Below are 16,957 nucleotides of genomic sequence, written 5' to 3'. Positions count from 1 at the left end.
GGACGTGAGGTCGGCTCATCTCCCGTTTTCGTGTCACCCCGTGAGGTATCCCGACAGGGGTGGCCTGACCGCGCCGGCGCAGGCGAAGCGGGAGCAGGTCCGGAGGCAGGCGGCGGGCAGCCGGTTCCGCCTCGACGAGGATCAGCTGCGGGAACTGGTGTGATCACGACCTGGAGTACGGAGACGTGGCCGACGGGACAGGCCCCACCCGCGATTACGCGGTTGAGGGCTTCGCCATCCCCCGGGCTCTGCACAAACCGAAGTGGATCTCAGGGCGGCTCTCGCTGCGGGCTGGGATCCAGCGGCGAAGACGGGTCGAACGGCCCCTGTTGGCGTGCCTGTTCCCTGCCGATGTGAGGGACAACTATCGCGCTGGTTGTGGCCAAGGAGGCGGCATCATGGTGCAGGGGACTTCGTCAGCCAAAGGTTCCGGGGAGAAGAACGGCTACCGGATCGGGTCGAGTCATGATGCCCCGATACCCACGGGGACGGCCTCGTCCGGCCCGGCCGGCGGCGGCAAGTTGCCGCCGATCGTGTGGGCGCGGACCGACTACGGCAAGATCATGCGCGGGGATCTGCTCGGTGCCGGGAAGAGCGTGGTGGTGGCGCTGATCGGGATGGCCGTCTTCATCGCCATCGGGATGGCCATCGCGCTCCTCGTCACGACGATCATCAACGCCCTCGGATTCGACCCGTCGTCGTCGTACTGATCTCGGTTCTGCTCTTGGAAAGGGAAGCGGCCCGGCCGCTGAACGCGGCCGGGCCGTCCCGATGGAGCGAGATGATCAGCCGAGGCGGCCGATGACGGCCGCGCGGGACGCGGAGAGGTTGCCGATGTAGTCCTGGAAGGACTTGTACTCGCAGGACGCCTTGCCGCTCTTGAGCACCAGGCAGAGGTCGACGCCGGAGCCGCCGCTCAGGTTGTCCTTGGCCTTGGCGCTGCCGACGGCCTTGATCTGGTCGTTGATGCTCTCACCGGCGAGGAGGTCGTCGCCGGAGCCACCCTTGATCGTGTCGTTGCCGGACTGGCCGAGCACGCCGTCGTCACCGGAGCCGGCGTCGACGATGTCGTTGCCGGAGCCGGCGTTGATCTCGTCATCGCCGGCCTCACCGTAGATGGTGTCGTTGCCGGAGTCGCCCCAGACCTGGTCGCCGAATTCGGTCGCGGTGCCGGTGCCGGCGCCCGCGTAAATCTTGTCGGCGCCCGCGCCACCGTGCAGGCGGTCCCGGCCCGCGGCGCCGTTGATCAGGTCCGTGCCGGACCCGCCGTACACCTGGTCGTCGCCGTCCTGGCCGTAGATCTTGTCGTTGCCGGTGCCGCCGGAGACGTTGTCCGGGCCCGCACCGCCGTAGACGATGTCGTTGCCGGAGTTGCCGTAGATGACCTCGCCGCCGGCGCCGCCGTAGATCTTGTCGTTGCCGCTGCCGCCGACGATGCGGTCGTTCGCCGAGCCGCCGGCGAGAGTGTCGTTGCCGGCGCCGCCGTCGATGGAGATCCCGAACGCGGTCTTGTTCTTGACCCAGTCGTTCTTGTCGCCGAGGCTGACGGAGAGGGAGCTGATCTTCGTGGCAGTGCAGGTGACCTTGGTCTTGTCACCGGCGACCGCGGCACACCCGGCGCCGGCCTTGATGGTGACCAGGTCGTCGAGGGTGACGGTCTGGCCGGAGACGGTGATGGTGAGCCCGTTGGTCTTGCCCGTCGAGGCAGCGAAGCTGACCACGCCGTACGCGTCGACCTTCGCCGAGCCGACCGCGGCGGCCTGGGCCGGGGCGGCGAGCAGAGCGGTGGAGCCGACGGCCGCGGCGGTCGCGCCGATCATGGCGAGGAACTTGCGGTTGGGCAGGTACATGTAGGAACCCCCGTGATGAACCCGGCCGGAAGCCCAGCCAGTGATGCCGATGATAATAGAACGGTACCGTTTCGACGTCATGCCTTTATTCAGTGACTCACGTCACTGGACTGACATCAGGAGTGCGAGGCCCGGATCTTCGCAACCCGGTCGAGGATCGTGGCGACCTCCGCCGACGGGGCAACCGAGAGGGCGCCCGTCTTCTCGGGGAACTCGAAGAGCTCGCAACCGGCGGTCCGGGCGCCCGGGGTCACCAGGCAGATGTCGCCGATGGTCGCGTGGGCGCCGCCGTTGACCAGGTCGGTCGCGGTGGCGCTGCCGATCGGCGCGTCGTTCTCGTCGACATCCTCGTTCACCAGGATGTCGTCGCCGTCGCTGCCGTAGATCGCGTCGTTGCCGCCCTCGCCGAACGCGACGTCGTCACCGGTGCCGGCATCGATCAGGTCGTCGCCCTCGGATCCGAACAGGACGTCGACGTCGCCCTCACCGAACAGCCGGTCGTCGCCCGCACCGCCGTCGACATAGTCGCCGAAGACGAACTCGCCCTCCTCGTCGGTGAAGGTCACCTCACCGGCACCCGCGTAGACGACGTCCCGGCCCGCACCGGCCAGGACCGAATCGGCGTCGGCGCCACCGAGGATCCGGTCGTCGCCGTCCTCACCGACCAGGAAGTCCTCGCCGGCCTCGCCGTAGATGCTGTCGTTGCCGGAGCCGCCCCTGATGAGGTCGCCCCCTGCACCGCCGAGCACGACGTCGCTTCCGCTCGCGCCCTCGATGATGTCGACGCCGGCCTCGCCGTACGCCCGGTCGTTGCCGGTGCCCGCATAGATCTGGTCGTCGCCGGTCCCGCCGCGCGGGGTGTCGTTGCCGCCCTCGCCGTACAGCTTGTCGATGCCGCCGTTGCCGTACAGGGTGTCGTTGCCGCCACCACCGCGCAGTTCCTCGCCCGCCGCGCCGCCGATCAGGGTGTCGTTGCCCAGGCTGCCGGTGGCCAGCAGGTAGACCGAGGTCTTGTTGCGCACCCAGTCGTTCTTGTCGCCGAGGTTGACGTCGAGCTTCGCGGTCTTGGCCGAGGTGGTGCAGCGGACCTTGGTCCGGTCCCCGGAGACGGCCTTGCAGCCCTTGCCGGGGGTGATGGCGACCTTGTCGTCGAGGGTGACGGTCCGGCCGGAGATGGTGATGGTGAGGCCGTTGGCCTTGCCGGTGACGGCCCGGAACTGGACGGTCTTGCTGCCGACGACCTTGGCCGCACCACCGGCGGCCGCCTGCGCGGGCGCGCCGAGGAAGGCGGTGGAAGCGACCGCGGCGGCGCTGGCGCCGATGACGGCCAGCGTCCTGCGATTGATCAGGAACATGTGAATCCCCGTGAGTACTGGTCAGGGCCGGCACCGCCGACAGATCGGCAAGGATCGTAGAACGCTACCGTTTCGACGCGCCTCGGCCGAACAGATGATCCACAGAAGCGAAGGAACGGCCCGGCCGCGAGAAGCAGCCAGGCCGTTCGAAAGAGCGGTGTTACTTACTTCGCCGCGCGGATCTTGGCGAAGCGGGAGAAGTCGTCGGACTTGCCGGCCACCGAGAGGCCCGCCGAGTCGGTCACGACCGCTTCGCAGAGGCTGGTCGTGGAAGAGCCCGTCACCAGGCACAGGTCCGAGTTGTTGCCACCGTTGACCCGGTCGGCCGCGGCGGCGCTGCCGATCGCGAGGTAGGTGCCGCCGTAGGAGGTGTAGTCGTCGCCGGCGAGCAGGTCGTTGCCGTCGTCACCCCAGATGTAGTCGTTGCCCTCGTTACCCCGAACGAGGTCCAGGTCGGCACCGGCCGAGATCCGGTCGTTGCCGGCGCCACCCTCGATGATGTCGGTGTCGCCCTCGCCGTAGATCACGTCGTTGCCCGCGTCACCGTAGAAGGTGTCACCGTAGATGTCCTCACCGGAAACGTACTCACCGGTGCCGCCGTAGAGGTAGTCGTTGCCGTCGGCACCGCTGAGGACGTCCACCTCGGTGCCGCCGTTGAGGAGGTCGTTCCCGCTCCCACCGTGAAGGTTGTCGAGACCGGCGTTGCCGTAGATCTTGTCGGCGCCCGTCCAGCCCTCGGCCCGGTCGTTCCCGGCGCCGCCCACGATGTAGTCGTTGCCGCTCTCGCCGAACAGCTTGTCGTTGCCGCCGTTGCCGTAGAGCTTGTCGTTGCCGTAGTCGCCCTGCAGCTCCTCGCTGGCGTTGCCACCGATCACGGTGTCATTGCCGGTGCCGGCGTCGACGAGCATGTAGACGTTGGTGTAGTTGCGCACGTAGTCGTTCTTGTCGCCCAGCGCGACGTTCAGCTTCGCGGTCTTCACCTTGGTGGTGCAGCGAACCTTCTTCGAGTTGACCGACTTGCAGCCCTTGCCGGCCTTGATGGCGACCTTGTCGGTGATCGTCACGGTGCGACCGGAGATGGTCAGCTTCACCGAGTTCGACTTACCGAGAAGGGCCTGGAACTGGACCGTCTTGGTGCCGACGACCTTGGCGAGGCCGGCCGAAGCCGCCTGAGCCGGGGTCGCGAAGAGAGCGGTGGTGGCGATCGCGATGGCGGTGGCGCCAACAGCGGCAAGAGTCTTGCGGTTGATCAGAGACATCGAAAAAACTCCCCGTTCAAGAGCGGGCGGAAGCCGTCCACGGAGAAAGATCGTAGAACGATACCGTTTCGGCGCGCTGACCCGTGTCCAGTGACGCATGTCACTAAGTCATTTCGTACGTGTGTCAGCAGCCGAGCACAGCCCCGACCCGGCGGCCGAGCGGGCGCATCGTGACCCGCACCCGGTCCACCCCCGCCGACGCACGGATCACCGGAATCGGCGAGCAGTCGAAGTCACGCCCCAGCGCGGTCAGATGAAGAGCCTCGTCCTCCACCCGCACCCCGTCGACGGCCGGCAACCCGCCGAGCGCCTCCCGCACCGCCGTGCGCTCCGCCACGGTCGCGTCCGGCACCATGTACACCGCGACGGTGAACTCACGCTCGGGCGTGTGCCGCCAGCCGGCGTAGTACATGACCCCGGTGGCCGAGGCCGCTCCGAGGATCAGCGTGACCGCGGCCACCGCCAGAAGCAGGAGCCAGCGCCGATTCCGCTCCACATCGAACACTTCCCCGTCGGTCATGAAGCGAGAAGCTATCTCAGCGCCTCCGCATACGGTTGTCCACAGGCCCGTAAACGGGCCTTGTACGGTCCCGCCCGTTCCTCCAGAGTGTGTTATCGGGATCGGTCAACCCGGACGCGAGGAGGCGTCGTCGTGCAGACTTTCACGAACGATGCGGAGCAGGCGGCCTACACGCTTGCTGAGGCGCTCAGCGAGAAGGCGCTGTCGTGCATGAAGAGCGCGGAGGAGGCGGCCGACGCGTTCCGCGCCGGGAAGATGGCGATGCGCCGCCAGTTCAAGGCTCGCGGCCTCTCCGAGGCGGAGGCGGACATCCGCTGGTCCGGCACATCACAGGCGGCTCGCGCGATCGCCGACAACAGCTTCTTCATGTCACAGGCGTCGATGTATAACAACGCCGCCGCCGCTCAGTACGCGAAGGCCCTCTACCTCAAATCGAAGTGACCTCGGTGCCGCCCAGGTGGGCGACCTGCCCGGCCTGGAACCCGCGGAGGATTCCACTGCCCCGCAACCGTCGCGGCCGCATCCGGGCCAGTTGGGGGTAGGCCTCGTCGCGCCGGCGCTCGACCAGGTCGGTCCGGTCGACGAGCACGATCTCCGCGCCCGGCGTCTCGGCGGCCGCGGATCGTTCGGCCGCCCAGAGCCGCCCGCTGATCGCCTGGGTGTAACCGGCCATCCACGATCGGCGGTAGGCCGCCGCGTGCTCGCCCTCCGGCACCGGGCTGGCGGCGAGGCCGTGTGCGGCCTGCACCAGAAGAGAGGTGAAGAGCAACTCGACCCGCTCCAGGTCGGCCGTGTGCCCGAAGAGATGGCTGCGGGCCAGCCCGCGCCGCTCCAGATGGACCACCCGGCAGCGCATCGGGGCGGCCACGGCGGCGAGCAGCCCGGCCTTGTCCCGCGCGTAGGGCGGATCGACGGTGACGACCCGGTCGCCCACCGGGTCCGCGGTGGGATCCTCGGCGGCGAGCATCGCCTGGTCGACGCCGTATTTGGCGATCAGCTCGGCGGCCTTCGCGGTGAACGCCTCGGCTTCGCCGGGCGTACAGGCCGGATCCTCGGCCATGGCGAGCAGCTTGCGCACCCGGGCCAGCAGGGCGTCAGACATCAGAGGTACGGGTAAAGCAGTTCACGCGGCCCGATGGCGCAGGGTCGCGACCGTCGACCCGGCCAGCGCGAGCAGGCAGTCCGGTAGGGTCCCGTCGGCGATCGCCGCACCGAACAGCGCCTCACCGGTCGGGAAGTCACCGTTCACATACGCACTGACGAACCGGGCCACCCACCGCTTGTCGTAGCGCGCGTCGTCGATCCCGGGGAACTCGAGGGTCCAGGCGCCACCGCCGGGAACCTGCCCGACCATGGTCGCCGCGAGGCACCAGGCGACGTCCCAGGCACCGACGACGCCGTCCCGGTCGACGACCGCGTCGAAGGTGTCGGCCACAGCCGTGCTGTCGCCGCTGAGCGCACACTGCAGAACCTGCGCGGCGTCGTCGAATGCGTGCTGTGGTACTTCGGTCACGTCAGAAAAGGTACGTCGGACCGTCAAGGAACGCACGGCGACGAGGGAATTCAGGCACCACGGAGAAGACAGGTGATCCGGGCGGTGCAGACACGGTCGCCACCCTCGTCGGTGATGACCACCTCGTAGGTCGCCACTGCCCGGCCCCGGTGGACCGGAACGGCCACGCCGGTGACCAGCCCGGAGCGGGCCGCCTTGTGGTGGGTGGCGTTGATGTCGACGCCGACGGCGAACGGCCGGTCCACGGTCCGCCCGTGCAGCACCGCACCGACCGAGCCGAGCGTCTCGGCGAGCACGCAGGAGGCACCGCCGTGCAGCAGACCGTACGGCTGGGTGTTGCCCTCGACGGGCATGATGCCTACGACCCGTTCCGCGGTGGCCTCGGTGATCTCGATGCCCATCCGTTCCGCGAGCGCACCGCCGCCACCGCTGGTGAACAGGTGTTGCTTGCCGTCCTCAGCGATATCCACGTCGGCGTACGTTACGCCCGTTGCCGGGCCGGACCAGCGACAACCATCACAGGACCGGGGACTGACCGATTGAACCGATGGGTACTGAGCGGCCGTGACGGCCGGCCCATCGGCCGACGAGAGGAGCACCATGACCGATCCGCAGGAGACCGTGGAGACCCGCGGCGACGATCGCGTCGACCTGCTCGCCAAGGACACGAGTGGCGACGGCCGGCCGGACGTCTGGGTGTCGGACACCGACGGCAACGGCAAGCCCGACCTCTACCAGTTCGACACCGACGGGGACGGGAAGGTCGACCTGACCATGGTCGACCTGGACGAGGACGGCACCCCGGACGTGATCGTCGACGGGGACGGTGGCCTTCCCCCGGCCTGACGCCGTCAACTCCCCAGAGCGGACAGCGCAACCCACAGCACGGCGATGGCCAGCGCGGCGGTGCCCACCGTCGAGGCGGTGTGCCGCCAGGATCGTGCCCCCTCGACCGCCTCCGGATGCCCGAGAGCGGCGAGGGTGGCGCGGTGCTCGCGTACCGCGGTGGCCTCCGCTTCGGCCGGTCCGTCCGGGTCACGGCTCAGCGCGACGGCGAGGGCGGCCTGGGCGCGCTGCAGACGGCGTACCGCTGATCTGGCTTTTCGGCCCGCGTGCACCGCGGCGTGCCGCCGGGCCGCGCCCCGCCGGGAGCCGGACCCGAGCACCCGCAGCTCGCCCTCGGTGATCAGTGCCGGATCGCGGACCGTGGCCAGGACTCCCACGTAGTAGGCCGCCTCCCGGTCGTGCGCCCGCCGCACCAGGTAGAGGACCAGCAGCAGCGGCGGCAGCCCCTTGAAGACGAGCACCGCGAGCAGGGCCGGCGCGCCGTCACCGAGGCTCTCCCGGAACAGCGGTGAGTTCCACAGCGAGTGCGAGGCCCAGGCGGCGAACAGGGCCAGGGCGGCGACCGCGATCCGGCGACCGCGGGACCGGTGCCGGTTCACCACCAGGTAGCCGATGCCGGCTCCGGCCAGCGCGCCGAACAGGGTGTGGCTCCAGACCCCGGCCAGGAACCCCCGAACCAGGAACGTGGTGATCACCGGCTGCACCTGGTCGCCCTCACCGGCCTGCTGCACCGCCCCGATCGCGAAGATCACGTCCTCGACGATCTGGAAGCCCAGGCCGACCAGCGCCCCGTAGACGATGCCGTCGAGCACGCTGTTGACCTGGGCCCGGGCGATCAGCACGATCGCGACCACGCCGAGCGTCTTGGCGATCTCCTCGACCGTCGGCCCGGCCAGAGCGGCGCCCCACTCGGCGGCGAGGTCGGGTGAGCCGAGCTTGGCGATCAGGTTGTCCAGCGCGATGCTGCCCGGGATCGACACGCTGGTGGCGACCAGGCCGCCCCAGGCGAAGGCGAGCACGCGCAGGCTCGGTGGCTCGCGTTCCAGGAAGTCAAGCTCCGAGACGAACAGCCAGAACGGTACGGCGAGCAGGGCGAAGAGCAGGATCGCGGTGATCGTGGCGACCGGGTAGGCGGTGAAGAACAGCACGGCTATCTGGGAGATCCGTACGGCGCCGGCTGCCACGATCGTGATGACCACCCAGAACGCGGGCTGCCGGAGGAACGCGGCCGACCGGGTGGTTCCGGGCCGGACGGCGTCGCTCACTTTTCCGTCTCGTAGCGCAGGGTGCGGGTGCTGGCGTCGATCCGCGGGAGCGCCCTCTCCAGGTCGGCGTCGTCCCCGCTGACCATGACCTCGATGATGAGCCCGTCGGCGACGAAGACCGCGTACCGCCCGTCCCGGTCACCGGCGGTGTACCCGCCCTCGACCCCGGCGAGCCCACCGGCCGTGGAGACCGTGAGGTGGGTGCCGGTGACCTGGTTCCCGGAGGTGCCGGTGATGCGCTGCCGCAGCCGGACGGCCGCGGCGGTGAGGTCGCCCTTGAAGGGTTCGACGCCGATCGCGTACTGCACGCGGCCGAGCCGGAACAGTGCGGTCCCGCGCTCGGCGCCCGGCCTGGTGCCGGTGGCGTCGAGGCTCGCCCCGTCCGGCGGCACGATCGTCACGCCCGCGGCGACCCGGTAAGGCTCACCGGCCGCGACCGGTCGTTCGGCCGGAACGGCCCGGTCCAGGGCGGGGAGACCGAAGGCGAGAACGGCCAGAATCGATGCCAGCACGAGGGCGATGAGCAGACTCAGGGTGCCGGGCAGGTCGGTGAGCTGACGCCGAGTGACCCTCCCCATCCGTCCAAGCTAACGGCGGCGACCCGCCGCTGTCCGGAGAACCGAAGTCCGGACACAGTGGATGGTCGATCAACCTGGCAGATTACGGATTTGTCCGTTTTTCCGATAAGTGCTGTGACGGCACGATCGCGGTAAGCCATACCCCGTTGTCACTGCGGTGGAACACGTGCCCCTGCTCCGCCATCACCCCCGCCGCGACGCGGAGGACGACCACGTCCGGCGAGCGCCGGCGACCGACGGTCACGGCCGTCGGCACGTCGACCGACAGGTGTACGTGATGACGGCTCCGCGGGCGCAACCCCTCCCGGAGGATCGCCTCCAGGTTCGCCCGCGGGGTGCCGTGGAACAGCTCGGCGGGCGGGACCGCGGGCGGCAGATCGAGATCCACGGCGACCCGCCGGGAGTGCCCCTGGCTGGCCCGGATCCGGTCGACCCCGTCCGGGCCGGTGGACACCGCGAAGCGTGCCTTGTCGTTGTGCGCGACCACCTGGTCGAGCTCGGCACGGGTGACGCCGAGGGCGGCCAGCAGCTCGGCGACCGGCACCCAGCCGTTCGCGTCGAGGGTCAGGCCGGCCGTCTCCGGCCGGTGCCGCAGGACCAGGGACATCCGCTTGCTGAGGCGCACCTGGTCGCGGTTGAGAACTGTCATTCCATCAACTCCATGACCGCAAGGTAGTACGGGTGATCGTGGTCGTCGATGGATTTCAGGCGCCAAGCGGTGCCCTTGAGCAGCTCCTCCAGCTCGTCGACCGAGCAGTTCAGGTAGTCGAACCAGGCACTGGCCACCTCCCGGTAGCGCAGCCGGATCCGCAGCTGCCCGCCGAACCGCCCGCGGGCCCGGTTCTCCTCGTGATAGGCCACCTGCACCGGATCGGTCGTCCCGTACGGGTCGGTGCCCTGCGCCACGATCCGCGCGCCGGGCGCCGCCAGCCGGGCCAGCGCGGCCAGGAACGCCGGCGCCCGCTCCCGGCCCTCGATCAGCCCCAGGTTGTTGCCGAGCAGCAGGAACGTGTCGTACCGGACGCTGGCGCGGGAGAACTCGTCCACCGTGTTCAGCACGGTGTCGCGCAGCCCCCGCTTCCGGGCCACCTCGATCGCGCCGGCCGAGGTGTCCAGCCCGGTGACCGCGATCCCCCGGCGCTGCAACTCGATGGCCGACCGCCCGGCGCCCACCCCGACGTCGAGCACCCGGCCCCGGCAGAACGTCATGGCCCGGTGGTCGAAGGGCCGCCAGTCCGCCGGCTCACTCAGGTAGTGGGCCGCGAGCGCCCCGTTGATCAGCCCGTCGTCGCGCTCGATCACCTCGATCACCGGGCGCGGGTACCGCCCGCCGGCCAGCGGACGCCGTCCGGCCCCGATGTGCACGGCGTACGCGTCCCGGATCATCTCGCCGAAGGCGTCACCGGTCGTCGGCTCTGTCATGGTCACTACTCTTGACGCATGGCCGCACTGGAGCAACTAGGCTCGGAGAAGTACGTCCTGCTCACCACGTTCCGCCGGGACGGGCGGGCGGTGTCGACCCCGCTGTGGGTGATACGCGACGGTTCCGGTCTGGGCTTCTGGACCGTGGCGGGCAGCGGAAAGCTGAAGCGGATCCGCAACAGCGGGCGGGTCACGGTGGCCGCCTGCGACATGCGGGGCAACCCCACCGGCGAGGCGATCGAGGCGACCGCGCGGATCGGCGACCACGACGACCGGCTGCGCGTCGGCGAGGGCATCAAGAAGAAGTACGGAATCGTCGGACGGCTGACCATGCTCGGCAGCCGACTGCGGCGCGGCATCGACGGCACTGTCGCCGTATTGGTCGACTGACTTCCCCGTACCCCGGAAAAGGAAGAAGGCGCCGACGAATGCCGGCGCCTTCAAAACAAAGGCTTCCAACGAAGAAGGGGCGATCGCCTTCCCCAGCGTTCGCCCCTTGCAACGATTTTCGGTCGACTGGGTCAGTCGCCCTGGCGCTGCGTGGGAATCTGCCCCTGCAGCAGGGCACGAACCTCCGACTCCCGGTAGCGACGGTGGCCACCCAACGTGCGAATTGCGCTGAGCTTGCCCGCCTTCGCCCACCGAGTCACGGTCTTCGGGTCGACACGGAACATCGACGCCACCTCGGCCGGCGTTAGTAGCGGCTCAGGATCGTGCGTACGCGATGCCATCGGTCACTCCTCCACAGGTGCCTAAAAACATCGGCCGGGGTCCCGCCGGCCGGTGCGTCTCTCATGGTCCGGCTAGTCCCCGATGTCCGACATGGGCCGAACGGACGAACGTCCCCAGATAGACGGATGAAGCATGCCCGATTTTTGCGTGTTTTCTACGCCAGATAGTGTCTCGTTTAGTCCGATTATCACGCTTCGCCCAGCAGTGATTACGAAGAGTGCTCGCTTCGGGAGCGCTTCCACGGGCAGAGTTACGTGCCCGTCTGTCCCATTTCCGCAGGTCAATTGCACCGTTCAAGAAGTTGGACGACACGCCAGCGCGCCACCAGGTCCTCATATGCCTCGGTTGCTGACTCAGCGTCACCGCGAGAAAGTGCCGAAAGTCCGGCTGCCACCAGTCCGGGGGAATCGTCCGCTGTCAGGCTGTCCTCCGGGAGGAGGTTGACGAGCCCGCCGTAGTCGAGCTCCACCACCGACCGTGGATGGAACTCCTCCAGCCAGCGAGTGCCCTCCTCGACCGCCTCGGTGATCGGCGCGTCGCCCAGCGACTTGCGCAGCACCGAGACCGCCCGGTGGGCACGGCGCCGCGCCTTCGAGATCTCGGTCCGGTAGCGCAGCACCCGCCGCCGGCTGGCCAGCGAGATCTCCCGCTCCTCCAGGTCGACGAAGGCGAACCAGCGCAACGGCACACCCCACGTGGAGATCTGCTCGTGCACCCGGGGCACGCCCTGCTCGAGGACCTTGGCGCCGCTGCGCCAGTCCTCCACCACCGCCTTCGCCTGACCGGCCAGCACCGGCGGCACGAAGGCGTCGGCCAGCACGGCCGGCACACCGTCACGCGCGTTCAGCGCGGCCTCGGCCACCCGCAGGCGCAGGTTCCACGGACAGACCAGAACGGCGCCGTCCCACTCCAGGACATAGGCCTCGTCGGGCAGGTCGGGCAGCCGGGTCCAGCCGGCGCCGAGCGCCTCCAGCACGGCGGTGCGCTGGCGGGCCGGGCCCTCCACGAGGCCCAGGTCGCGGCCCTCCCGCGCGTACTCACGCCAGAAGACCTGCCGCTCCCGGTCGAAGGCGGTCAGTGGCTCGTAAACCCGTAGGTACGACGCGAACAGTGACGGCACGGCGCGATCCTTTCACGAAATCGGCCGTGTGGAACTTCCCGCACGGACGTAATCGCCGCGCCATTCGCACGACTACGCTCCTGGTGACCGGCTCAACCCCGCCGGGAACATGGCCCCACGAAGGCCTCGCAAGAGATCAGGAGTCCAACCATGGACGTGTTTGACGCCAATGGGCACGAACAGGTCGTCTTCTGTCAGGACCGGGAGACCGGCCTGAAGGCGATCATCGGCATCTACTCCACGGCGCTCGGTCCCGCGCTCGGCGGCACCCGCTTCTACCCGTACGAGTGCGAGTCGGACGCCCTCGCCGACGTGCTCAACCTCTCCCGCGGCATGGCCTACAAGAACGCCCTGGCCGGACTGGACCTGGGCGGCGGCAAGGCGGTCATCTGGGGCGACCCGGCCCGGCTGAAGAGTGAGGCGCTGCTCCGGGCGTACGGGCGGTTCGTCGAGTCCCTGAACGGCCGCTACTACACCGCCTGCGACGTCGGCACCTACGTGCAGGACATGGACGTGGTCGCCCGCGAGACCCGGTACGCGACCGGCCGCAGCGTGGAGCACGGTGGCGCCGGCGACTCCTCGGTGCTCACCGCCTGGGGCGTCTTCCAGGGCATGCGCGCCGCCGCCGAGCACACCTGGGGCACCCCGTCGCTGCGGGGCCGCACGGTCGGTGTCGCCGGTCTCGGCAAGGTCGGCCGGTACCTGTGCGGGCACCTGCTCGACGACGGCGCCGCGGTGGTCGCAACCGATGTCAGCGAGGCCGCCCGCACCTGGGCCCGCACCACCCACCCGCAGATCACGCTGGTGCCGGACACGACCGCCCTGATCACCTCGGACATCGACGTCTACGCCCCGTGCGCCCTCGGCGGCGCGCTGAACGACGACACGGTCCCGGTGCTGCGGGCCCGGGTGGTGACCGGCGCGGCCAACAACCAGCTGGCCCACCCCGGCGTCAGCAAGCTGCTGGAGGACCGCGGCATCCTCTACACCCCGGACTATCTGGTGAACGCCGGCGGCGTCATCCAGGTGGCCGACGAGATCCAGGGCTTCAACTTCGAGCGGGCCAAGCTGCGGGCCACCGGGATCTTCGAGACCACCGGGCGCATCCTTCAGCTCGCCGGCGACGAGGGTGTGCCGCCCGCGATCGCCGCCGACCGGCTCGCTGAGCGGCGGATGGCGGAGGTCGGCCGCCTCCGCTCGATCTACCTCGGCTGAGGACTTCGAGGGCCTGCCGCGCGCCGCTGGAGAAGCTCATCCGCGACGCGCGGCAGTGTCACACGCAACCCGAGGTGCCGAACGCGCCATCGTCCATGTACCGTAAGACCCACGAGAGATGCCTGACGTCATCGGGGACCGCCTTCGGGCTGCCCCGAATTCTGTGCGAGGGGGTCGAGCCATGGGGCGCGGCCGTGCTAAGGCCAAGCAGACGAAGGTGGCCCGGGAGTTGAAGTATCACTCCCCGAACACCGACCTCACCGCCTTGCAGCGCGAATTGGCGGGTGCCCGCCAATCGGACCGTCACTTCGACGACGACAACGACGAGTTCGTCGACGATGACGAGGACGACGCTGCGGACGACGACCAGGACACCTGGGACCAGGACCCTTGGTCGCCGACAAGGCGGCGCTGACCCCGTTTGGCACAGAGCACGCGGATTGACCGCGTGCTCCGGTGTGTCACGTGGTCACGATTCCTACGGTTGACAACGAAGCCCACGCGGGCTCTCTCCGCGTGGGCTTCGACCGAATCACGCGTCAGCGTGGCCGGTTGTTCCAGTTGTAGAACGTAGGAATGTTCTCGAAGTGGTTCCAGGCGCAGACCGCCGATCCGCCATCCTGCGGCGTCTCCTCGGCGCGCTGCCTGCGGGCCTCTTCCGCCTCCGCGATGAGCGCGGCCAGTCCGGCTCGGGTGTCGTGCACCCGTGCCGTCACCGGATCCGTCTCCACGCCGTCAGACAGCCGTGGGCTCGTGATCTCGGGCATGGTCCAGCACTCCCTCCAATAGGCGAATCTTGCTGTTCCGGCAGTGGTCCGTCTCGGTGACGTCGAACCTGCCGTGTTCGAAGTACCGGTTGGCGGCGTGTGCGCCACCGCAGAAGCCGAAGTAGGGGCAGGCGCCTCGGCATGCCTCGACACCGCGGAGGAACTCCTGGATCCAGGGCGTCCCGGTGGCGCCGGCCAGGATCTCCGGCAACGGGGTGGTCAGCACGTTGCCACTGGTGAAGTCGCCGTACCGCGGGTCGTGGAAGCCGGCCAGCTCGGGCGAGAGCAGGATCACCGACCCGTCGTGGGCGATCGTCGGGATCGGGTCGTGCCGGCGTGGGAGCAACTCGTCGGCGCTGCCGTCGAGGACCGCGGCGGCGTAGCGCAGCGACCACTCGACCTCCCGCAGGTGGATCCGCGGATCGCGGCGCCACGCTCCGACCAGCTCGGCCCAGAAGGCGCTCACCGCGGCCGGATCGTGCCGGTTCAGCCGGGTGTTGACGCCCTCCAACTCCTCCACGTTTATGCCGAGCACCTCGCAGCCCAGGCCGAGGAAGTACTCGTACAGCTCGGTGGCGACGCCGGGACCGGGATCACCGACCACGCACAGGGTGGAGAACGGGATGCCGTGGGCGCGCAGCCGGTCGATGCCGCGGACGATCAGGTCGTAGGCGGGTTTGCCGCCCCGGTCCACCCGGTCACCGTTACGCCGGCGCGGCCCGTCCACGCTGACGCTGACGCGGACGTCGTGCTCGGTGAAGAACTCGCACCAGTCGTCGTCGATCAGGGTGGCGTTGGTCTGCACATGATGCTCGACACCCGCGCCGAACGGCGCGAACAGCGCGGCCAGGTGGTCCCGGCCCGCCGCGAGCGGCTCACCCCCGTGCCACACGACCGAGAACCTCCCGGTACGCGCGAAGCCGGCGACTCCGGCCGCCACCGCCTCGGCCACCGCGACCGGCATCTTCCGGTTCTCCCGCCGGAACGGCAGGTAGCAGTAGTCGCACGCCAGATTGCAGAGCGTAGTGGGCTGCATGACAACGTACCCAGGCTCCGCCGAGACGCCCCGCATCCCGCTCCACGCGACCGCCATGGTCACGCACCTCCGTCCGGCCTCCACCGGTGACCGCTGACAAACGCACTCAGCTCGCCCCGTTGGAAAACCTTGAGCCAGTGACCCGTGCGGCGCCAGCCGCCCGGGTCGGACCGTGCGGCGCTAGCCGCCCGGTCAGGTTAGGGCACCCAGTCCACCAGAACGCGAAAGATCCGCATGTGCCGGACATCGACACACGCGGATCATTTCACGCTCGGACTGTTACCAACCAGAAATACCTGGCAGTCAGCCGCGGGTGTACGAGCTCATCATCTGCACTTCACCGGTGCCCTCGACGACCTCGCCCACCTGCCACGCCTCGACGCCGCGGCCGGTCAGGTACGCCATCGCACGGTCCGCGTCGTCGGAGGAGACGACCGCGAACATGCCGACGCCCATGTTGAAGGTGGCCTCCATCTCCGTGTCCTCGATCCGGCCCTTGGCCTGGATCAGGTCGAAGATCGGCTGCGGGCGCCACGTCGAACGGTCCACCACGGCGTCCATGGTGTCGGGGAGGACCCGGTTCAGGTTGCCGGGGATGCCGCCGCCGGTGACGTGCGAGAACGCCCGGACCTCGGTCTCCTCGATCAGGCCGAGGCAGTCCTTGGCGTAGATCTTGGTGGGGGTGAGCAGCTCCTCACCCAGGGTGCGCTGCGTGCCGAAGTCGTCGACCACGGTGTCCAGCCGCATCCGGCCGGCGCCCAGCAGCACGTGCCGGACCAGCGAGTAGCCGTTGGAGTGCAGACCGGACGAGCGCATCGCGATGATCGCGTCGCCCAGCTCGACCCGCTCCTTGCCGAGGATCTCGCTCTCCTCGACCACGCCGACGCCGGTGGCGGAGACGTCGTACTCGTCCGGGCGCAGCACGCCCGGGTGCTCGGCGGTCTCGCCGCCCAGCAGGGCACAGCCGGCGTACCGGCAGCCGTCGGCGATGCCGGCACCGATCTCGGCGACCTTGTCCGGGACGACCTCGCCGCAGGCGATGTAGTCGAGCAGGAACAGCGGCTCCGCGCCGCAGGCCACCAGGTCGTCCACGACCATGGCGACCAGGTCGATGCCGATCGTGTCGTGGATGTCGAGCTGCTGGGCGATGACCAGCTTGGTGCCCACGCCGTCGGTGGAGGAGGCCAGGATCGGGCTCTTGTACTTCGCCGTGTTCAGCCGGAACAGGCCGGAGAAGCCGCCCAGGTCACCGATCACCTCGGGCCGGGAGGTCTTCTTCACCTTGGACTTGAGCAGCTCGACGGCCCGGTCGCCGGCGTGGATGGAGACACCCGCTTCCGCGTACGTGGCCGGGCGCTTGCGCGCGCCCCGGCCGGAGCCGGCCGTCCACAGCTGACGGTCGCCTCCTTCGGCGCCGTTGGATCCGGCACTGCTGCGCTCGGACACGTGCGTCACGGTTCTCCCCTTAGCGGTTCTGTG

At 69.3% G+C, this 16,957-nt stretch carries 23 protein-coding genes; 7 read left to right on the top strand and 16 right to left on the bottom strand.

Annotated elements, in window-relative coordinates; genetic code table 11:
* Window positions 1–40: 40 nt before the first annotated feature.
* Both IEZ13_RS47530 and IEZ13_RS21360 read left to right on the top strand, forming a co-directional pair.
* The gene (locus IEZ13_RS47530; protein ID WP_260179598.1) at window positions 41–163 is read left to right on the top strand and encodes a hypothetical protein; all 123 of its coding nucleotides are present in this window, start codon (window positions 41–43) and stop codon (window positions 161–163) included.
* A 235-nt stretch (window positions 164–398) separates the two neighbouring features.
* Entirely contained in the window at window positions 399–710 is a 312-nt protein-coding gene (locus IEZ13_RS21360) for a hypothetical protein (RefSeq protein ID WP_183225700.1), read from the top strand.
* Between the two features lie 75 nt (window positions 711–785).
* On the opposite strand, the gene IEZ13_RS21355 is transcribed toward IEZ13_RS21360, so the two are convergent.
* The 4 genes from IEZ13_RS21355 to IEZ13_RS21340 all read right to left on the bottom strand — a co-directional run bounded on the left by IEZ13_RS21355 (window position 786) and on the right by IEZ13_RS21340 (window position 4,984).
* A complete protein-coding gene (locus IEZ13_RS21355; protein WP_183225701.1) occupies window positions 786–1,850 on the bottom strand; it encodes a calcium-binding protein in 1,065 nt (354 codons plus the stop codon).
* Between the two features lie 116 nt (window positions 1,851–1,966).
* Complete coding sequence (locus IEZ13_RS21350; protein ID WP_183225702.1) at window positions 1,967–3,205, bottom strand: calcium-binding protein; 1,239 nt, start codon at window positions 3,203–3,205, stop codon at window positions 1,967–1,969.
* Window positions 3,206–3,369: 164 nt separating this feature from the next.
* Window positions 3,370–4,464 carry a calcium-binding protein gene (locus IEZ13_RS21345; RefSeq protein ID WP_183225703.1) on the bottom strand — a complete coding sequence of 365 codons (1,095 nt, stop codon included), beginning with the start codon at window positions 4,462–4,464 and terminating at the stop codon, window positions 3,370–3,372.
* A 124-nt stretch (window positions 4,465–4,588) separates the two neighbouring features.
* Window positions 4,589–4,984: a hypothetical protein gene (locus IEZ13_RS21340; RefSeq protein ID WP_183225704.1), complete on the bottom strand. Its 396-nt coding sequence runs from the start codon at window positions 4,982–4,984 to the stop codon at window positions 4,589–4,591.
* A 132-nt stretch (window positions 4,985–5,116) separates the two neighbouring features.
* On the opposite strand from IEZ13_RS21340, the gene IEZ13_RS21335 reads away from it, so the two are divergent.
* On the top strand, window positions 5,117–5,425 hold the full coding sequence (locus IEZ13_RS21335) for a hypothetical protein (protein WP_183225705.1): 309 nt from the start codon (window positions 5,117–5,119) through the stop codon (window positions 5,423–5,425).
* On the opposite strand, the gene IEZ13_RS21330 is transcribed toward IEZ13_RS21335, so the two are convergent.
* From IEZ13_RS21330 to IEZ13_RS21320, 3 genes are read right to left on the bottom strand one after another with little or no spacing between them, the layout of a single operon-like run.
* A complete protein-coding gene (locus IEZ13_RS21330; protein WP_183225706.1) occupies window positions 5,412–6,086 on the bottom strand; it encodes a DUF2786 domain-containing protein in 675 nt (224 codons plus the stop codon). The two genes, IEZ13_RS21335 and IEZ13_RS21330, sit on opposite strands and share 14 nt — an antisense overlap.
* A gap of 21 nt (window positions 6,087–6,107) precedes the next feature.
* On the bottom strand, window positions 6,108–6,497 hold the full coding sequence (locus tag IEZ13_RS21325) for a hypothetical protein (RefSeq protein WP_183225707.1): 390 nt from the start codon (window positions 6,495–6,497) through the stop codon (window positions 6,108–6,110).
* A gap of 50 nt (window positions 6,498–6,547) precedes the next feature.
* The gene (locus IEZ13_RS21320; RefSeq protein WP_183225842.1) at window positions 6,548–6,898 is read right to left on the bottom strand and encodes a hotdog fold thioesterase; all 351 of its coding nucleotides are present in this window, start codon (window positions 6,896–6,898) and stop codon (window positions 6,548–6,550) included.
* 199 nt (window positions 6,899–7,097) lie between these two features.
* On the opposite strand from IEZ13_RS21320, the gene IEZ13_RS21315 reads away from it, so the two are divergent.
* On the top strand, window positions 7,098–7,343 hold the full coding sequence (locus IEZ13_RS21315) for a hypothetical protein (protein ID WP_183225708.1): 246 nt from the start codon (window positions 7,098–7,100) through the stop codon (window positions 7,341–7,343).
* 5 nt (window positions 7,344–7,348) lie between these two features.
* Here IEZ13_RS21315 and IEZ13_RS21310 read toward each other — a convergent pair whose 3' ends face one another.
* The 4 genes from IEZ13_RS21310 to IEZ13_RS21295 form a co-directional block, all read right to left on the bottom strand.
* A complete protein-coding gene (locus IEZ13_RS21310; protein ID WP_183225709.1) occupies window positions 7,349–8,608 on the bottom strand; it encodes a PrsW family intramembrane metalloprotease in 1,260 nt (419 codons plus the stop codon).
* Window positions 8,605–9,186, bottom strand: coding sequence for a hypothetical protein (locus IEZ13_RS21305; protein WP_183225710.1), 582 nt, complete (start codon window positions 9,184–9,186; stop codon window positions 8,605–8,607). The genes IEZ13_RS21310 and IEZ13_RS21305 overlap by 4 nt, the downstream gene beginning before the upstream one ends.
* Before the next feature lie 82 nt (window positions 9,187–9,268).
* Window positions 9,269–9,835, bottom strand: a complete 567-nt coding sequence (locus tag IEZ13_RS21300) for an RNA 2'-phosphotransferase (protein ID WP_183225711.1) — start codon at window positions 9,833–9,835, stop codon at window positions 9,269–9,271.
* A complete protein-coding gene (locus IEZ13_RS21295; RefSeq protein ID WP_183225712.1) occupies window positions 9,832–10,608 on the bottom strand; it encodes a class I SAM-dependent methyltransferase in 777 nt (258 codons plus the stop codon). Before IEZ13_RS21295 ends, IEZ13_RS21300 begins: the two co-directional genes overlap by 4 nt.
* Window positions 10,609–10,626: 18 nt before the next feature.
* Between IEZ13_RS21295 and IEZ13_RS21290 the strand changes: the two genes are divergently transcribed.
* The gene (locus IEZ13_RS21290; protein WP_183225713.1) at window positions 10,627–10,998 is read left to right on the top strand and encodes a PPOX class F420-dependent oxidoreductase; all 372 of its coding nucleotides are present in this window, start codon (window positions 10,627–10,629) and stop codon (window positions 10,996–10,998) included.
* 131 nt (window positions 10,999–11,129) lie between these two features.
* On the opposite strand, the gene IEZ13_RS21285 is transcribed toward IEZ13_RS21290, so the two are convergent.
* The gene (locus tag IEZ13_RS21285; protein WP_014687221.1) at window positions 11,130–11,339 is read right to left on the bottom strand and encodes a BldC family transcriptional regulator; all 210 of its coding nucleotides are present in this window, start codon (window positions 11,337–11,339) and stop codon (window positions 11,130–11,132) included.
* 281 nt (window positions 11,340–11,620) lie between these two features.
* Window positions 11,621–12,460 carry a DUF8083 family protein gene (locus tag IEZ13_RS21280; protein WP_183225714.1) on the bottom strand — a complete coding sequence of 280 codons (840 nt, stop codon included), beginning with the start codon at window positions 12,458–12,460 and terminating at the stop codon, window positions 11,621–11,623.
* Between the two features lie 150 nt (window positions 12,461–12,610).
* On the opposite strand from IEZ13_RS21280, the gene IEZ13_RS21275 reads away from it, so the two are divergent.
* A complete protein-coding gene (locus IEZ13_RS21275; RefSeq protein WP_183225715.1) occupies window positions 12,611–13,675 on the top strand; it encodes a Glu/Leu/Phe/Val family dehydrogenase in 1,065 nt (354 codons plus the stop codon).
* A 181-nt stretch (window positions 13,676–13,856) separates the two neighbouring features.
* Window positions 13,857–14,090 carry a DUF3073 domain-containing protein gene (locus tag IEZ13_RS21270; protein ID WP_183225716.1) on the top strand — a complete coding sequence of 78 codons (234 nt, stop codon included), beginning with the start codon at window positions 13,857–13,859 and terminating at the stop codon, window positions 14,088–14,090.
* A gap of 124 nt (window positions 14,091–14,214) precedes the next feature.
* Here the strand turns inward: IEZ13_RS21270 and amcA are convergent, their stop codons facing one another.
* The 3 genes from amcA to purM all read right to left on the bottom strand — a co-directional run bounded on the left by amcA (window position 14,215) and on the right by purM (window position 16,933).
* Window positions 14,215–14,442 carry a multiple cyclophane-containing RiPP AmcA gene (gene amcA, locus IEZ13_RS21265; protein WP_183225717.1) on the bottom strand — a complete coding sequence of 76 codons (228 nt, stop codon included), beginning with the start codon at window positions 14,440–14,442 and terminating at the stop codon, window positions 14,215–14,217.
* The gene (gene amcB, locus IEZ13_RS21260) at window positions 14,411–15,514 is read right to left on the bottom strand and encodes a cyclophane-forming radical SAM peptide maturase AmcB (RefSeq protein WP_306421537.1); all 1,104 of its coding nucleotides are present in this window, start codon (window positions 15,512–15,514) and stop codon (window positions 14,411–14,413) included. The genes amcA and amcB overlap by 32 nt, the downstream gene beginning before the upstream one ends.
* Window positions 15,515–15,781: 267 nt before the next feature.
* The gene (purM, locus tag IEZ13_RS21255) at window positions 15,782–16,933 is read right to left on the bottom strand and encodes a phosphoribosylformylglycinamidine cyclo-ligase (protein WP_183225719.1); all 1,152 of its coding nucleotides are present in this window, start codon (window positions 16,931–16,933) and stop codon (window positions 15,782–15,784) included.
* Window positions 16,934–16,957 lie beyond the last annotated feature (24 nt).

Source organism: Actinoplanes campanulatus, assembly GCF_014647795.1.
In the GTDB taxonomy this organism is placed as follows: Bacteria; Actinomycetota; Actinomycetes; order Mycobacteriales; family Micromonosporaceae; genus Actinoplanes; species Actinoplanes campanulatus.
Note: the sequence above shows the minus strand (reverse complement) of the source record. Positions and strands in the feature narration are given on the sequence as shown.

Bases quoted from the DNA above. Each gene is read 5' to 3' on its own strand.
- IEZ13_RS21360 (WP_183225700.1), top strand. From the start codon at position 399: ATGGTGCAGGGGACTTCGTCAGCCAAAGGTTCCGGGGAGAAGAACGGC.
- IEZ13_RS21355 (WP_183225701.1), bottom strand. From the start codon at position 1,850: ATGTACCTGCCCAACCGCAAGTTCCTCGCCATGATCGGCGCGACCGCC.
- IEZ13_RS21350 (WP_183225702.1), bottom strand. From the start codon at position 3,205: ATGTTCCTGATCAATCGCAGGACGCTGGCCGTCATCGGCGCCAGCGCC.
- IEZ13_RS21345 (WP_183225703.1), bottom strand. From the start codon at position 4,464: ATGTCTCTGATCAACCGCAAGACTCTTGCCGCTGTTGGCGCCACCGCC.
- IEZ13_RS21340 (WP_183225704.1), bottom strand. From the start codon at position 4,984: ATGACCGACGGGGAAGTGTTCGATGTGGAGCGGAATCGGCGCTGGCTC.
- IEZ13_RS21330 (WP_183225706.1), bottom strand. From the start codon at position 6,086: ATGTCTGACGCCCTGCTGGCCCGGGTGCGCAAGCTGCTCGCCATGGCC.
- IEZ13_RS21320 (WP_183225842.1), bottom strand. From the start codon at position 6,898: ATGGGCATCGAGATCACCGAGGCCACCGCGGAACGGGTCGTAGGCATC.
- IEZ13_RS21315 (WP_183225708.1), top strand. From the start codon at position 7,098: ATGACCGATCCGCAGGAGACCGTGGAGACCCGCGGCGACGATCGCGTC.
- IEZ13_RS21305 (WP_183225710.1), bottom strand. From the start codon at position 9,186: ATGGGGAGGGTCACTCGGCGTCAGCTCACCGACCTGCCCGGCACCCTG.
- IEZ13_RS21300 (WP_183225711.1), bottom strand. From the start codon at position 9,835: ATGACAGTTCTCAACCGCGACCAGGTGCGCCTCAGCAAGCGGATGTCC.
- IEZ13_RS21295 (WP_183225712.1), bottom strand. From the start codon at position 10,608: ATGACAGAGCCGACGACCGGTGACGCCTTCGGCGAGATGATCCGGGAC.
- IEZ13_RS21290 (WP_183225713.1), top strand. From the start codon at position 10,627: ATGGCCGCACTGGAGCAACTAGGCTCGGAGAAGTACGTCCTGCTCACC.
- IEZ13_RS21285 (WP_014687221.1), bottom strand. From the start codon at position 11,339: ATGGCATCGCGTACGCACGATCCTGAGCCGCTACTAACGCCGGCCGAG.
- IEZ13_RS21275 (WP_183225715.1), top strand. From the start codon at position 12,611: ATGGACGTGTTTGACGCCAATGGGCACGAACAGGTCGTCTTCTGTCAG.
- IEZ13_RS21270 (WP_183225716.1), top strand. From the start codon at position 13,857: ATGGGGCGCGGCCGTGCTAAGGCCAAGCAGACGAAGGTGGCCCGGGAG.
- amcA (WP_183225717.1), bottom strand. From the start codon at position 14,442: ATGCCCGAGATCACGAGCCCACGGCTGTCTGACGGCGTGGAGACGGAT.
- amcB (WP_306421537.1), bottom strand. From the start codon at position 15,514: ATGCGGGGCGTCTCGGCGGAGCCTGGGTACGTTGTCATGCAGCCCACT.